13 protein-coding genes, 4 tRNA genes and 1 riboswitch are annotated in these 14,007 nt (G+C 64.9%); of the genes, 12 read left to right on the forward strand and 5 right to left on the reverse strand.

Going from position 1 to position 14,007, the window contains the following annotated elements; translation table 11 throughout:
* Positions 1-7 precede the first annotated feature (7 nt).
* The 8 genes from FEF27_RS04370 (at position 8) to nrdR (ending at position 8,688) form a co-directional block, all read left to right on the forward strand.
* On the forward strand, positions 8-832 hold the full coding sequence (locus tag FEF27_RS04370) for a YggS family pyridoxal phosphate enzyme (RefSeq protein WP_138169642.1): 825 nt from the start codon (positions 8-10) through the stop codon (positions 830-832).
* Between the two features lie 49 nt (positions 833-881).
* A complete protein-coding gene (locus FEF27_RS04375) occupies positions 882-1,508 on the forward strand; it encodes a cell division protein SepF (RefSeq protein WP_138169643.1) in 627 nt (208 codons plus the stop codon).
* 53 nt (positions 1,509-1,561) lie between these two features.
* On the forward strand, positions 1,562-1,849 hold the full coding sequence (locus FEF27_RS04380) for a YggT family protein (RefSeq protein WP_138169644.1): 288 nt from the start codon (positions 1,562-1,564) through the stop codon (positions 1,847-1,849).
* A 134-nt stretch (positions 1,850-1,983) separates the two neighbouring features.
* Complete coding sequence (locus FEF27_RS04385) at positions 1,984-2,883, forward strand: DivIVA domain-containing protein (RefSeq protein ID WP_166429911.1); 900 nt, start codon at positions 1,984-1,986, stop codon at positions 2,881-2,883.
* Between the two features lie 105 nt (positions 2,884-2,988).
* A complete protein-coding gene (lspA, locus tag FEF27_RS04390; RefSeq protein WP_138169646.1) occupies positions 2,989-3,609 on the forward strand; it encodes a signal peptidase II in 621 nt (206 codons plus the stop codon).
* On the forward strand, positions 3,606-4,547 hold the full coding sequence (locus FEF27_RS04395) for an RluA family pseudouridine synthase (protein WP_138169647.1): 942 nt from the start codon (positions 3,606-3,608) through the stop codon (positions 4,545-4,547). Before lspA ends, FEF27_RS04395 begins: the two co-directional genes overlap by 4 nt.
* Before the next feature lie 8 nt (positions 4,548-4,555).
* Entirely contained in the window at positions 4,556-8,104 is a 3,549-nt protein-coding gene (gene dnaE, locus FEF27_RS04400; RefSeq protein WP_138169648.1) for a DNA polymerase III subunit alpha, read from the forward strand.
* Between the two features lie 83 nt (positions 8,105-8,187).
* A complete protein-coding gene (gene nrdR / locus FEF27_RS04405) occupies positions 8,188-8,688 on the forward strand; it encodes a transcriptional regulator NrdR (RefSeq protein ID WP_138169649.1) in 501 nt (166 codons plus the stop codon).
* Between the two features lie 72 nt (positions 8,689-8,760).
* Here nrdR and rpe read toward each other — a convergent pair whose 3' ends face one another.
* From rpe to FEF27_RS04430, 5 genes are read right to left on the reverse strand one after another with little or no spacing between them, the layout of a single operon-like run.
* On the reverse strand, positions 8,761-9,408 hold the full coding sequence (gene rpe / locus FEF27_RS04410) for a ribulose-phosphate 3-epimerase (RefSeq protein ID WP_138169650.1): 648 nt from the start codon (positions 9,406-9,408) through the stop codon (positions 8,761-8,763).
* A complete protein-coding gene (locus FEF27_RS04415; RefSeq protein ID WP_138169651.1) occupies positions 9,405-10,913 on the reverse strand; it encodes an RsmB/NOP family class I SAM-dependent RNA methyltransferase in 1,509 nt (502 codons plus the stop codon). Before FEF27_RS04415 ends, rpe begins: the two co-directional genes overlap by 4 nt.
* Entirely contained in the window at positions 10,910-11,860 is a 951-nt protein-coding gene (gene fmt / locus FEF27_RS04420) for a methionyl-tRNA formyltransferase (protein ID WP_138169652.1), read from the reverse strand. Before fmt ends, FEF27_RS04415 begins: the two co-directional genes overlap by 4 nt.
* Positions 11,857-12,396 (reverse strand): peptide deformylase, encoded by a 540-nt coding sequence (def, locus tag FEF27_RS04425; protein WP_138169653.1) that lies wholly within the window; start codon positions 12,394-12,396, stop codon positions 11,857-11,859. Before def ends, fmt begins: the two co-directional genes overlap by 4 nt.
* Before the next feature lie 50 nt (positions 12,397-12,446).
* Positions 12,447-13,319, reverse strand: a complete 873-nt coding sequence (locus tag FEF27_RS04430) for a cytochrome (protein ID WP_138169654.1) — start codon at positions 13,317-13,319, stop codon at positions 12,447-12,449.
* Positions 13,320-13,435: 116 nt separating this feature from the next.
* On the opposite strand from FEF27_RS04430, the gene FEF27_RS04435 reads away from it, so the two are divergent.
* The 4 genes from FEF27_RS04435 (at position 13,436) to FEF27_RS04450 (ending at position 13,805) form a co-directional block, all read left to right on the forward strand.
* Positions 13,436-13,509, forward strand: a tRNA-Gly gene (locus FEF27_RS04435).
* A gap of 30 nt (positions 13,510-13,539) precedes the next feature.
* Positions 13,540-13,610: transfer RNA gene (locus tag FEF27_RS04440), tRNA-Cys, on the forward strand.
* Positions 13,611-13,638: 28 nt separating this feature from the next.
* A tRNA-Val gene (locus tag FEF27_RS04445) sits at positions 13,639-13,710 on the forward strand.
* Positions 13,711-13,731: 21 nt separating this feature from the next.
* A tRNA-Gly gene (locus tag FEF27_RS04450) sits at positions 13,732-13,805 on the forward strand.
* Positions 13,806-13,876: 71 nt separating this feature from the next.
* Positions 13,877-14,001, forward strand: a riboswitch (FMN riboswitch).
* Positions 14,002-14,007: the final 6 nt, after the last annotated feature.

Genomic DNA, 14,007 nt, shown 5'->3' on the forward strand with positions numbered 1-14,007 from the left:
GGAATACGTGGATTTTGCGACTGCCTTCCGTTCCGCGGCCGAGAACGCCGACGATCCCCGCAGCCGCCAGTTGGCATCGAACCTGGCCGCGGTCCACGAGAGGATCGATCGGGCGCGCCACCGCGCAGGCAGGACCGACCGCCCCGAACTGATCGTGGTCACCAAGCGTTTCCCCGCCGAAGATGTCCGGCGGCTGCTCGAACTTGGTGTCCGGGACATTGGAGAGAACAAAGATCAGGAGGCCGCCGCCAAAGCCGCAGAGGTGGCCACCTGGCTCAGCGAAGAGAATGCCTCCACACCGGCCGCCTCTGAGGAGCCGCTCGCTGCGAGCTCCTCGGAGCTGCCGCGCTGGCACTTTATCGGCCAGCTGCAGACCAATAAGGCGAAGTCCGTGGTGCGCTACGCCCACTCGGTACAGTCTGCGGACCGACCCAAACTGATCCGGTCCCTGGCCGCGGCCGCAAACACCGCAGCGGAGGAGGGGGTCCGCAGACATCCGTTGGAAGTCCTGATCCAGGTGGATTTGCGCAGCCCTCTGCCCGAAGATCACCGCGGAGGAGCGGCGCCCACCGAGGTGCTCGCCCTAGCCGAACAGATCGCCTCCAGTGACCAGCTCCAACTCGGCGGGCTGATGGCCATTGCTCCGTTGGGGGAGGCCCCCGCCCCAGCGTTCGCCAGGCTGGGCGAACTCTCGCAGTTGCTGACCTCCGAGCACCCGGAGGCCACGGCCATCTCAGCAGGAATGAGCCAGGACCTCGAATCGGCTGTCAGCTGTGGTGCGACACGCCTGCGCATCGGGCGCGATGTCCTCGGTGAGCGGCCCAGCCACTAGTAATGTCGGGATCGCAACGCAACTGTTACCTTCCCCAGGAGCTGCAACCATGGCCGGTGCATTCAAGAAGACAATGATCTACCTCGGTTTAGCCGATGGTGACGACTACAACGACGACAGCTTCGGCAGCGACGAGCGTCCCTCGTCCCGCCACGCCTCCTCAGCCGGCGCCACCGCGACGAATACGCGGACCGCACCTGCTGAGGCGCAGCCGACGGGGGCGGTGGTGTCGCTGGCAGACCGCGCCCCGACCGCAGCCACCGAAGGCAGCGACAATACCGACCCGGCAGGCTCCTACAACAGCACCAACCTTGCGCTGGCCCCGGACTACCGGGCGCCAGTCACCCCCATCAAGCGTGCACCCTCCTCCCGGGACGAAAGCTCAGAAATGCGAAAGATCACCACGGTCCACCCCCGCTCCTACAACGATGCCAAGATCATCGGCGAGGCCTTTCGTGAGGATATCCCGGTGATTATGAACGTCACCGAAATGGGTGAAGGAGAGGCCAAGCGTTTGGTGGACTTCGCCGCAGGCCTGGTCTTCGGGCTGGGCGGCTCGATTGAGCGGGTCACCAATAAAGTCTTCCTGCTGACTCCGCGGAACGTGGAAGTTGTGGCTGAGGAGAAAGCCGCGGCTGAGCCCGAGGCGAACGCCAAGTTCTTCAACCAGTCCTGAGACGGCTGCCTGAAGATGGCTCAATCACGTCCGCTGAGGTAGCCTGAGCACCCGTGGACCTCATCACTGCACCGTTGTATCTGCTGCTGACCGTTTATCAGTTTGCCCTGATCATTCGGATCATCTTTAACATCACGGAGTCTTACGCTCGGCTCTGGCGTCCGCAGGGACTGGTGCTGATGCTCGCGGTGGGCGTCTACGCGGTGACCGACCCGCCCTTGCGGTGGCTCAACCGCAAGATTCCGCCGCTGAACCTCGGCGGCGTCTCCCTGGACATGGCGTTCATCGTCGTCTTCTTGGCAGTGGTGATCGCCAAATCGCTCATCGCCGGGTCAGCCTGAATCAGGTTGGTGGGCAATCCCAGTGAACCGTGACTTGAAGGTTCGGGTCGAAGCGGTCAAAGTTGGCTGGGTATTGTGTGGGATGAGACGCTTTTATGCCACAACCGGCCACTGACGATGAGGTGACGCTTTCCATGGCTCTGACGCCAGATGACCTGCTGAACAAAGAGTTTCCGGAGACCAAGTTCCGCCCCGGTTATGACAAGGACGAGGTGGACGATTTCCTCGATGAGGTAGTCGTCGAGTGGCGCCGGCTCATCCAGGAGAATGAGGAGCTGCGGGCCGAGAACACCAAGCTCCAGGAGCAGCTCGACGGCAGCGACTACGTCGAGCCCGATGAGCTCAACGATGCGGGCCTGTCCGGATATGCAGGAACCTCCGCAGAGCTGACCGAAGCGTTCGAGCCGGTTGAGGATGACGCGGCGGTTGAGACCGTCGCGGCCGAGGATGAGCCCAAGGGCGACCCCGATGTCACCGCGTATCCGGAATACGCACTGGGAACCAGGCCGGCGCAGGAGCGCGCGGCGGAGGAGCCCGCCCCCTCCGCGGCAGGACCGGCCGCAGAAGCCGCCGGTGTGCTCGCGATGGCTCAGAAGCTGCACGATCAGTACGTGGCCGAAGGTGAGCAGAGCCGAGCTGCGTCAATCGCTGAGGGCAAGTCCAAGCGCGCCGAACTCATCCGCGAGGGTGAGACCACCCGGGAGGAACTGATCAATGAGGGCACCACTAAGCGTGCGGAACTGATCAAGGAAGGTGAGCAGACCCGGGCGGAGTACATTGCCGAGGGCGAGGCCAAACGGACCGAGCTGATCACCGATGCGGAGACCCGCGCTGAATCCATGATCGAGGAAGCTGAGCTGACCTCCACCAGGACCCTGAACGCCCTGGAGCGGAAGAAGGGCGATTTGGAGGCCCGCGTCAGCGAACTGACCGGCTTCGAACGTGACTACCGGGCACGGCTGAAGGACTATATCGAGAAGCAGCTCGCGGAGCTGAACACCCAGGGCACCATCGAAAAAGAGACCACCGGGTAGGCTGCTCGCTCACCTCTGCAGAAGGGATCCCACCGCGTGGTGGGATCCCTTCTGCGTTTGCTGCACCTGCTCCGGGCGTTTGAGCGGGACTAGTAGACTCTTCGGGTGCCCGATACTCCTTCACCGCCGGACCACCCGTCCGCCTCCGCAGCTGAAGCCCCACCCCGGCGACCCCGGCGGCGCGTCGCGGTCACCGTGGCGTGTTTGCTCGCCCTGAGCGCGTGGATGCTGGATCAAGCCACCAAGCTGTGGGTGGAGCGCAGTATGGAGCTTGGCCAACAGATTGATGCGCTGCCACCGGTGCTCTATTGGCGGTACCACCTGAATCCGGGCGCGGCGTTCTCCATGGGAACTGACCACACCTGGATCTTCACCATCATTCAGACGGTGGTGCTCTGCGTCGGCCTGTTCTACCTGACTCGGCTGGGCGGCTCATGGCTGTGGACGCTGGGCGTGGGCGGCCTCATCGGCGGGGTGGCGGGCAACCTGACTGATCGGCTCTTCCGCCCACCGTCGCTGGTCGACGGTCGCTTCCACCAGTTCGGTCAAGGCCATGTGGTGGATATGATCGCGGTGCCGCACTTCGCGGTGTTCAACGTTGCCGACAGCTTCATTGTGTGCTCCATCATCGGCCTCTGCGCCATGATGCTCTTCGGCCTGAACATGGACGGCACCAGGGACAGCAAGGCGAAGCCGGACTCCGACGAAGCAGAGGCGCCCCGATGACCGAACACACCGTTCCCGCGGAGCTGGCAGGAAAACGAGCCGACGCCGTCGTCGCCGGAATCAGCGGCATTTCCCGGTCCGAAGCCGCCGGTTGGCTCAGTGAGGGGCGCGTCACCTGGGCCCAATACCGCACTCAGGGCCGGGAGGCCGGTGCCCCAGTGAAGAAGTCAGAGCGGCTTCCCGAAGGCGCTCAGATCGCCATCGATGAACCCGATCCCGTTGACCTGAGCCATATTGAGGTGGAACCAGTGCAGGACTTGACGCTGCTGTACGAGGACGCGGACCTCGTGGCTGTGCACAAACCAGTCGGTGTCGCGGCGCATCCCTCGCCGGGGTGGCGCGGCTCCACCGTCATCGGCGGACTGCTGGCCCAGGGTGTCCAGATCACCACCTCAGGGGCCCAAGAACGCCGCGGCATCGTACACCGCCTGGACGTCGGCACCTCAGGGGTCATGGTTGTGGCGAAGACCGAGCGCGCCTACAGCGTGCTGAAGGAGGCCTTCCGGAACAGAACACCCACCAAGATCTACCATGCGCTGGTTCAGGGATTGCCCGACCCGCACGAGGGGACCATCGACGCGCCTATCGGCCGGCACCCGGGACATGACTGGCGCTTCGCCGTCATGGACGGCGGACGCGAGGCCCGGACGCACTACCGGCTCATTGAGGCCTATGTCAGGGTCAGCCTCATGGACATCCGGCTGGAGACCGGGCGCACCCATCAGATTCGTGTGCACTTCGCTGCGCTGGGACACCCCTGCGCAGGTGACCTCACCTATGGGGCGGACCCCCACCTGGCGGCGGAACTTGGGCTGACCAGACAGTGGCTGCACGCCGTGGAGCTGGGCATCGATCACCCGGTGAGCGGAGAGCGGCTCACCATCCGCAGTGAATATCCGCAGGATCTTGCGCAGTCGCTGCGCCTGCTGGAGGAGTAGGAGCCGCTATGGCTGAGAATTTCGTGCACCTGCACAACCACACCGAATATTCCATGCTCGACGGCGCGGCAAAGATCGATGATCTCTTCGCGCGTACGGAAGAGTTGGGTATGCCGGCAGTGGCGATGACAGACCACGGATTCCTCTTCGGGGCCTACGAGTTTTGGAAGACGGCACAGAACTATGACGTCAAACCCATCATTGGGCTCGAAGCGTACCTGACCCCCGGGACGCACCGCTCCGAGCGGCGCCGCGTTCGCTGGGGGGAGGGGTCGGTCGGAGAGAAGGATGTCTCCGGCGGCGGCGCCTACACCCATATGACCATGTGGGCCCGCAACACCGACGGGATGCACAACCTGTTCCGACTCGGCTCCCGGGCCTCCATGGAAGGCACCTTCTACAAACCCCGCGCGGACCGGGAGCTGCTGGCCGACTACGGCACAGGCCTGATCGCCACCACCGGCTGTCCCTCCGGTGAGATTCAGACGCGGCTCCACCTCGGGCAGTACGAGGAGGCCAAGCGCGCCGCCGGAGAGTTCGAGGAGATTTTCGGCAAGGGCAATTTCTACTGCGAACTGATGGATCACGGTCTGCCTATCGAGCGCCGGGTGCGCCAGGACCTGCTCCGGCTGTCGAAAGACCTGCAGCTGCCGCTGGTGGCCACCAATGACCTGCACTACACCCACCAGCACGACCACAAGGCTCATGGTGCGCTGCTGTGCCTGCAGACCGGGGCGACCCTCGATGACCCCAACAGGTTCAAGTTTGACGCCGAGGAGTTCTACCTGAAGTCCCCGGCGGAGATGCGGCACCTCTTCCGGGAGGTTCCCGAGGCCTGCGACAACACCCTCGAAATCGCCGAACGGTGCGAAGTCACCTTTGACGAAAATGCCTCCTACATGCCGCGCTTCCCCGTCCCGGACGGTGAGACCGAAGAGTCCTGGTTCATCAAGGAGGTCGAGAAGGGGCTGCACTACCGGTTCCCCGACGGGATCCCCGACGCCGCCCACGAGCAGGCCCGCTACGAAATTGGCGTGATCACCCAGATGGGGTTTCCCGGGTACTTCCTGGTGGTGGCTGACTTCATCAACTGGGCCAAGGAGAACGGCATCCGGGTCGGACCGGGACGCGGCTCCGGAGCGGGGTCCATGGTGGCCTTCGCCATGCGCATCACCGACCTCGATCCGCTCCAGCACGGACTCATCTTCGAGCGGTTCCTCAACCCCGACCGCGTCTCCATGCCCGACTTCGATGTGGACTTCGACGACCGGCGCCGCGGCGAGGTCATCGACTACGTGGTGCGGAAATACGGCGACGAACGCGTCGCAATGATCGTCACCTACGGCTCCATCAAATCGAAACAGGCCCTGAAGGACGCCGCCCGGGTGATGGGGGAGCCTTTCCAGACCGGGGAGACCCTGACCAAGGCCATGCCCCCCGATCAGCAGGGAAAGCCTCTGCCGCTGGCCGATATCCACGACAAGGACTCCAAGCGCTACGCCGAGGCCGGCGAATTCCGCGAGATGATCGAGGCGGACCCGCGGCTGAAGGAGATCTTCGAGGTCGCGACCGGACTGGAGGGGCTGAAGCGTCAGCCCGGCGTCCACGCCGCTGGGGTCATCATGTCCTCTGACCCCCTGATCGACATCATCCCGCTGATGCGCCGGGAGCAGGACGGGGCGATCATCACCCAGTTCGACTACCCGATCTGTGAATCGCTGGGCCTGATCAAGATGGATTTCCTGGGGCTGCGGAACCTGACGATCATCTCCGACGCCTTGGAGAACATCCATCTCAACAAGGGAGTCGAGATTGATCTGGAGAACCTGGACCTCAATGATCGGCCCTCCTACCAGCTGCTGGCCCGCGGAGACACCCTCGGTGTGTTTCAGCTCGACGGCTCCGGTCTGCGCTCGCTGCTGCGCCAGATGCGCCCGGACAACTTCGAGGACATCTCCGCTACCATCGCGCTTTACCGGCCGGGGCCCATGGGCGCGAACTCGCACACCAACTACGCCCTGCGGAAGAACGGGCAGCAGAAGGTCACCCCGATCCACGCCGAACTGGAAGAGCCCCTTGCTGAGATCCTGGGCACTACCTACGGGCTGATCATCTACCAGGAGCAGGTGATGGCCATCGCCCAGAAGGTGGCCGGCTACAGCCTCGGCCAGGCCGATATCCTGCGCCGGGCCATGGGGAAGAAGAAGAAGTCGGAGCTGGACAAGCAGAAGGTCGGCTTCTTCGAAGGGATGGCCTCCAACGGATACTCCGAGGAGGCGGCCCAGACACTGTGGGACATTCTGCTGCCGTTCTCCGACTATGCGTTCAATAAGGCGCATTCGGCAGCCTACGGGCTCATCGCCTACTGGACCGCCTACCTGAAGGCCAACTACCCGGCGGAGTATATGGCTGCGCTGCTGACCAGCGTGGGGGAGAACCGAGACAAGCTCGCCATCTACCTCTCCGAATGCCGGCATATGGGCATCACCGTGACCGCCCCGAGCATCAATGAGTCCGCCCTCACCTTCACCCCCGTGGGTGACGACACGATTCGGTTCGGCATGGGCGCGGTGCGCAACGTCGGGGCGAATGTGGTCAGCGGTATCGTCGACGCACGTCAGGAGAAGGGCCGGTACACCTCGTTTGTGGACTTCTTCTCCAAGGTCCCGGCGCAGGTGTGCAATAAGCGAACCATCGATTCGCTGATCAAAGCTGGCGGCTTTGATGAGCTGGGACACACCCGCCGGTCCCTGGTCACCGTCCACGAGCTGGCAGTGGACCAGGCGATCCGGCAGAAGAAGGATTCTGAGCAGTACGAAACTGACATTTTCGGCGCATTCGCAGACGAGGAGAGTGACACCAGCGGCGGGTTTGAGGCGCTCAGCGTGCCGCAGCTGCCGGAGTATGAGAAGAAGGACAAGCTCAATTTTGAGCGAGAGATGCTCGGCCTCTACGTCTCCGACCACCCGCTCTCCGGTATGGAACGCACGCTGGCGGCGCACGCGGACCGCTCGGTGCCCAGCGTGGTCAGTGAGGACGGACCGCCCGACGGCGCCACCGTCACCGTTTGCGGCATGATCACCACGCTGGCGCGCAAGGTGGCCAAATCCGGCAACCCCTACGCACGGGCGGAGATTGAGGATCTGACCGGCTCGGTGGAGGTCATGTTCTTCGGCAAGACCTATCAGGCGGTCTCCATGGTTCTGGCTGAGGACCTCATCGTCGCGGTGAAAGGCCAGGTCGACCGCCGTGAGGACGGCGCTGTGGTGCTGAAGGCCATGGATGTCACCGTTCCAGAGATCACCGAGGACGGCGGATCCGGACCCGTGGTGCTCTCCATGCCCGTGCAGAAGGCCACTGAGCGGGTCATCACAGAACTCGGATCGACCCTACAGGCGCATCGCGGAACCTCCGATGTGCACATCCGACTGCTGAAAGGTGACCGGGTGGAGCTGATCAAGCTGGGAGTGGCTTATCAGGTCTCGCCCTCGCCCTCACTGTACGGCGACCTCAAAGTCCTGCTCGGCCCCTCCTGCCTCGAAGCCTCATCCCCCTAGGCCTGCGGCACTAGATGTTGGTGTGACGAGGTTGTTCGACACAATATGTAGTAGTTAGACTGGGTATTGGGAGAGGAGGCCACATGTTCTGCCCGTACTGCCGCCACGACTCATCGCGCGTGGTGGACTCACGGACGCTGGAGGACGGATCCGGGATTCGCCGGCGCCGGCAGTGCCCCCAGTGCTCCAAACGCTTCACCACCGTGGAGACCACCAGCCTCAGCGTCATCAAACGTTCCGGGGCGGCGGAGCCCTTCGACAGGTCGAAAGTCATCAACGGAGTGCGCAAAGCCTGCCAGGGTAGACCAGTGACTGCCGACGACCTCGCCGTACTCGCCCAGGAAGTCGAAGAGACGGTCCGCGCCTCCGGCAATGCCGAGATAGACGCCAACGACGTCGGCTTGGCTATCCTCGGTCCGCTGAAGCGCCTGGACGTGGTGGCCTATATGCGGTTCGCCTCGGTCTACCGCGGGTTTGAGAACCTGGATGACTTCGAAGCCGCGGTGCAGGAGCTCCGACGCGAAGAACTGGAACCGCAGACCGCAGCGGCAAAGGTGGTGCAGCCGCGATTCGGATTCAGGTAGACTCTCTGACATACCGGTGGTGGACTCTTCAGGGGAAGGTTGAGACCACCACCGGTTTTCCATTGCTGATGGTCACTCCAAGAGCTGGCGCAGACCGCTGATGGCAGCATCAGGATCCGCCGCGGAGTAGACGGCAGAACCGGCGACAAACGTATCGGCCCCGGCCTCCGCAGCCCGCAGAATCGTCTCCCGGTTGATCCCTCCGTCGACTTGGACAGCCACCCTTCCTCCGAGATCGTCCGACGCCCGCCTGGCGGCTGCGACCTTGGCCAGCATCTCGTCCATGAACGACTGCCCGCCGAATCCGGGCTCCACCGTCATGATCAGCAGCATGTCCAGTTCGCTGATCAGCTCCAGATGAGGTTCCAGCGGTGTATTCGGCTTCACCGCCATAGCGGCCCGGGCGCCGTGGGAACGCAGCTGACGAGCAATCCGCCCCGGGTGCGCGGCAGCCTCAACGTGAAATGTCACTGACTCCGCGCCCAGCTCCGCGTAGGCGGGCGCCCACCGGTCAGCGTCGTCAATCATCAGGTGCACATCCAGCGGCAGGCTCGTCGCTGCACGGATCGCCTCCACCACCGGCAGGCCCAGAGTGAGATTGGGCACAAAGTGGTTGTCCATGACGTCGACGTGCACGGCGTCCGCGGAGGGGATGCGCGCCAATTCTGCGGCCAGGTTGGCGAAGTCAGCGCTGAGAATGCTGGGGTGGATCGCGATCATCGAGCCTCTTTCCTGAACAGTGCCAAAAACATGGCATCGGTGCCGTGGGCGTGCGGCCACAGCTGCACGCAGCCGGCTGCGGTGGCACTGAGGGCCGCTGGAGCGGCAGCAAGCAACTGACGCCCGGCCGGCAGGGCCAGGTCCTCCATCAACGGCTGCGCCTCCAGCAGCGTCAGCTCCGGGTGCCGGCTGAGAGTGTCCTCCACCTGGACCAGGGTCTCTGCCGGATGCGGCGAACACGTCACATAGGCCAACAGGCCCCCGGAAGCCAGCACCCCCACTGCGGCCTCGAGCAGCTCCTGCTGCAGGTGGGTCAGCTGCGGCAGGTCACTGGGCTGCCGGCGCCACCGAGCCTCCGGGCGACGCCGCAGCGCCCCCAGCCCGGTGCACGGAGCGTCCACGATGATCCTGTCGTAGACCTGGCCGGTGTCACTGATGCTGCGGCCGTCGCCGGTGCGCACGCTCCAGGCCTGCGGACTGATCGGGGCCAGGGCCTTGCGCACCAGCTCAGCACGGTGCGGGGCGGGCTCGTTCGCGGTCAGATGCGCTCCCGCCTCAGCGGCCAGACTGGCCAGCAGCGCAGCCTTCCCCCCGGGGCCGGCACACAGGTCCAGCCACCGCTCTCCAGGTGCGATGGCCGGTCCAGCAAGTGCTCTGGCGACCCACTGGGAGCCGATGTCTTGAACCCGCAGGATGCCTTCCCGGACCCCGTCCAGCCGGCTGATGTCGCCGCCGCGGAAGACCGCAGCGGCCTCGATCACCTCTGAGCGCACGGCCCCGGCAGCGACCGCCGCCTCGATCGCGTCTCCGGGCTGCTGCCCACCGGCGTGCAGCCCCACCAGGTGAACCTCGGGCGCTGCGTTATCAGCCTCCAGCAGCGGCACCAACTGCTCAGCACGTCCGTGAAGCTTCAGCGACTGCCGCATCGCGCGCACGATCCACGGCGGGTGAGCGTGACGCAGAGCCAACGATTGCACCTCGTCCAGCTCTGCAGTCAGCTCCTGGAACCACTCCTGCAGTGTCCGCACGCCCACTTTGCGCAGCACCGCATTGACGAGCCCAGAAGCACCTGCGCCGACCTGGTCCCGGACCAGGGCCACGGTCTCGTTCACTGCTGCGTGGTCATCGACCCGCATTGCCAGCAGCTGGTGGGTACCCAGCCGCAGCGCATTGAGCACCGGCGGGTCCAGCTGCTCCAGCGGGCGGTCCACCGCCTGGGCGAGGATGGTGTCATAGGTGCCTTGGGCGCGGAGGGTGCCATAAGTCAGCTCAGTGGCGAAGGCGGCGTCGCGCTTGTTCAGCCGCGCGCGCCGAATCTCCGCCGGGAGCACGAGATTGGCGTAAGCATCGTCCAGCGCCACCGCACGGAGCACACGGAAGGCGGTCAGCCGGGCCGGATCAGCTCGTCGGCTGCGCTGTGCAGGAGCGGACTGGCTGAACTTGCGCGGTCCGCCCCGATGGCGCTGACGGCCCTTGGCGTTGCGGCGCTGCGGCTCCTGGCTCACGGGGTGCCGCCCAGGCGCACATCACCGGGCTGGCCGCGCAGCCAGTCGGCAGCGGGCATCATCTGTTTGCCCGCCGGCTGCACGGTGGTCAGCACGACGCCGCCACCACCCCCGGTGGTCATCACCACCACGCGCTCTGCCTTGTGCCGGTCCGAGTCCTGCAGCGAGACATCACCCGGGGTGCCGCCCGGCGTGCCGTGGAAGATGCGCGCGACCCCCAGTTTCAGCCGCGAGCCGTCGCAGAGCGTCCACGCTCCGGGCTCCGGGATCGTGGCGTTAATCCGGTCAGCGACCTTGCGCGCCGGTGCGCTGGGATCGATGAAGGCATCATCTCGGGTGAGCTTCGGCGCCATAGAGGGTTTACCGGTCTGCGGAACGGGCTGTGCGGTGCCGCTGAGCAGACTCGGCAGCAGGTCCATCAGCATGCGGTTGCCCAGGCTGGTGAGGTCCTCCAGCACCCGACCCGCGGAGGTCATCTCTGGTATCTCATAGGTCCTGGTGGCGTGAATCGGACCGGAATCCATACCCTTCTCCAGCTGGAAGATCGTCGCCGCAGTGGTGCGTTCCCCGTTGAGGATGGCGTGCTGGACCGGGGCGGCCCCGCGGTACTTGGGCAGTTCCGAGTAGTGCAGGTTCACCCATCCGTGGGTGGGAACCGTCAGTGCAGGCTCAGGCAGCAGCGCACCATAGGCGACGATCACTCCCAGTTGCGGCTGCAGACGGCTCAAGGCGGCAGTGGTCGCTTCATCGACCTTCGACGTCTTCAGCACCGGCAGCCCAGCATCCTGAGCCACTGCGGCTACGGGGGAGGGCGTCAGCACACGGCGTCGGCCCACCGCTGCGTCGGGTCTGGTGAGCACCCCGGCGACCGGAAAGTCGGAGGTGATCAACCCCAGGAGCACATCGGCGGCAATCTTCGGAGTGCCCGCAAAAACAATGCCGCTCATGCCATGACCGCCTTCCGCAGTGCTCGGTAGGCCTGCTTCTTGTGCTCACCGGTGAGACGGTCCAAGAAAAGTGCGCCGTCCAAATGGTCGAGCTCGTGCTGGAAACATGCCGCCAGCAGGCCGGTAGCTTCTACCACCACCGGTTTCCCCGCGGCGTCGATGCCCGAGAGTGTGGCCTCAGGGAAGCGCTGCACCGGGGCGTAGATCCCCCCGGCGATGGACAGGCAGCCCTCACGCACCACCGGATCCTGGGCCTGGTCATCTTCCCGGGCGACGAAGCCCGGGGTGCCGGAGAGCTCGAGTTCCGGGTTGATGACCGCCCCGCGGCTCTGTCCCACGTGCCAGGTGAAGATCCGCAGACTGACTCCGACCTGAGGGGCTGCCAGGCCGATCCCGCCGACCTGCTCCATCGTCTGGTCCATCTCGGTGACCAGGCGGCATATACGCGAATCAGGTGCGCCATTGCGGAGCGGAACCGGTGACGAGGGGCTGCGCAGGACCGGATCACCGATCTGCCGAATGGAAAGGACAGACATATGCACTATTGTCGCATCACCTCACGCCCACACGCGGCAGCACGAGCGGCTCAGGCAACCTCGGCTGCCGCAGCCGGCGGCGGCCCGAGGGTGCGCAGAGCGTGCCCCTGTTCAGTCACTTCCCGGGAATGCTCCCAGACCTGACGCAATGCCCAGAACTTGCGCCAGTGTGCGCGCAGCCCCGCAGCCTGGGCCTGGACGGGAACCACTTCGGTCTCCGAGACCGCCACTGCCAACAGCAGCGGCATCTCACCGGAATCACCCCGGTACGGCCAAGGCTCCCACGTGCCCGAGACGGGGTCGACCAGGACCTCCTCGGCGCGCATTCCGGCCACGAGCTGCATCACCACGGAGTCGCGGACCGGCTTGGCCCGGCCGTCGCGGCCCACACCTTTGGTCTTGAAATCCAGGATGCACGTCCGGCCGCCGATCTCGGCGACCAGATCCAAGGTGCCGGCGTAGCCGACTGTGTGATTCCACACGGTGACTTCTGCGGCGATGGGCTTGACCCCGTAGAGCTGCCACCACTGATCGAAACGGTCTGCGAACCGCGTCTCTCCGTGTTGTGCCAGCACAGCTCGGGCCGCGTCCGGGTCAGCACTGTGGCCCAGCACGCTCCGTGCCACCTGCTCGGCGTAGTGGTGGACACGGTCACCCCGGGCAGCCGCGGCGTCGCGAAACCGCTCAGCAGCGGCTGCGGCGTGGCGCGCCAGGCTCCGCAGCTCCCCGGGCGACCCCAGGGCGCCGGAGAGCCGAGTGTCTCTGATGAGTTCAGTGGCCGCCATATGCCCGGACCACCCCGTCATGTCCTGGGCCTCCTGGGCGATCACGGTGGTGATCGACGGGACCTCAGGGGGCTGCGACAGCGAACGAGAGTACATTCTGCCGAATTCGGTAGCGTGGGCCAGCCGCGGATCAGTCATGGTCATTCAGTCTGCCACGACCCCCGGAGACCCCCGCGGTCGCACGATTGGACGGTCCGCGCCGTGGTGGGTTAGAGTTTCATGTCGTTGACCTGCCGGATCCGGCAGCAAGACACGCGGATGTAGCTCAGCTGGCTAGAGCATCACCTTGCCATGGTGAGGGTCGCGAGTTCGAATCTCGTCATCCGCTCGCGAGGGGCATATGGACCCGAGCGACCCCGGTGGGGTGGCCGAGTGGTGAGGCAGCGGCCTGCAAAGCCGTTAACGCGGGTTCGATTCCCGTCCCCACCTCGCAACGGTCACCACGGCCGGGCAGCAGGCGTGATTGGCGCAGCGGTAGCGCGCTTCCCTGACACGGAAGAGGTCACTGGTTCGATCCCAGTATCACGCACAGCTGACTACGGTCAGCAACGCGGATGTAGCTCAGCTGGCTAGAGCATCACCTTGCCATGGTGAGGGTCGCGAGTTCGAATCTCGTCATCCGCTCGCAACGGACACCTATGACGCTCGGTCTCTTCGGATACCGAGCGTCATTTTTTTGTGGCACGATAGAGGCCACGTGCTTACGGGATCGGTGCAAGTCCGAACCGGCGGTCAGAGTCCGCGACCCGGTGCCCACTGCGCCGGTTGAATCGGTGAAATTCCGGTACCGACAGTCACAGTCTGGATGGGAGTAGCACAGAAGGAG

Source organism: Nesterenkonia sphaerica (genome assembly GCF_005771565.1).
Taxonomy (GTDB): Bacteria; Actinomycetota; Actinomycetes; order Actinomycetales; family Micrococcaceae; genus Nesterenkonia; species Nesterenkonia sphaerica.

What these genes read in the sequence shown, in the direction of transcription:
- FEF27_RS04375 (WP_138169643.1), top strand. Translation starts at nt 882, where the DNA reads ATGGCCGGTGCATTCAAGAAGACAATGATCTACCTCGGTTTAGCCGAT.
- FEF27_RS04385 (WP_166429911.1), top strand. Translation starts at nt 1,984, where the DNA reads ATGGCTCTGACGCCAGATGACCTGCTGAACAAAGAGTTTCCGGAGACC.
- FEF27_RS04395 (WP_138169647.1), top strand. Translation starts at nt 3,606, where the DNA reads ATGACCGAACACACCGTTCCCGCGGAGCTGGCAGGAAAACGAGCCGAC.
- dnaE (WP_138169648.1), top strand. Translation starts at nt 4,556, where the DNA reads ATGGCTGAGAATTTCGTGCACCTGCACAACCACACCGAATATTCCATG.
- nrdR (WP_138169649.1), top strand. Translation starts at nt 8,188, where the DNA reads ATGTTCTGCCCGTACTGCCGCCACGACTCATCGCGCGTGGTGGACTCA.
- rpe (WP_138169650.1), bottom strand. Translation starts at nt 9,408, where the DNA reads ATGATCGCGATCCACCCCAGCATTCTCAGCGCTGACTTCGCCAACCTG.
- fmt (WP_138169652.1), bottom strand. Translation starts at nt 11,860, where the DNA reads ATGAGCGGCATTGTTTTTGCGGGCACTCCGAAGATTGCCGCCGATGTG.
- def (WP_138169653.1), bottom strand. Translation starts at nt 12,396, where the DNA reads ATGTCTGTCCTTTCCATTCGGCAGATCGGTGATCCGGTCCTGCGCAGC.
- FEF27_RS04430 (WP_138169654.1), bottom strand. Translation starts at nt 13,319, where the DNA reads ATGACTGATCCGCGGCTGGCCCACGCTACCGAATTCGGCAGAATGTAC.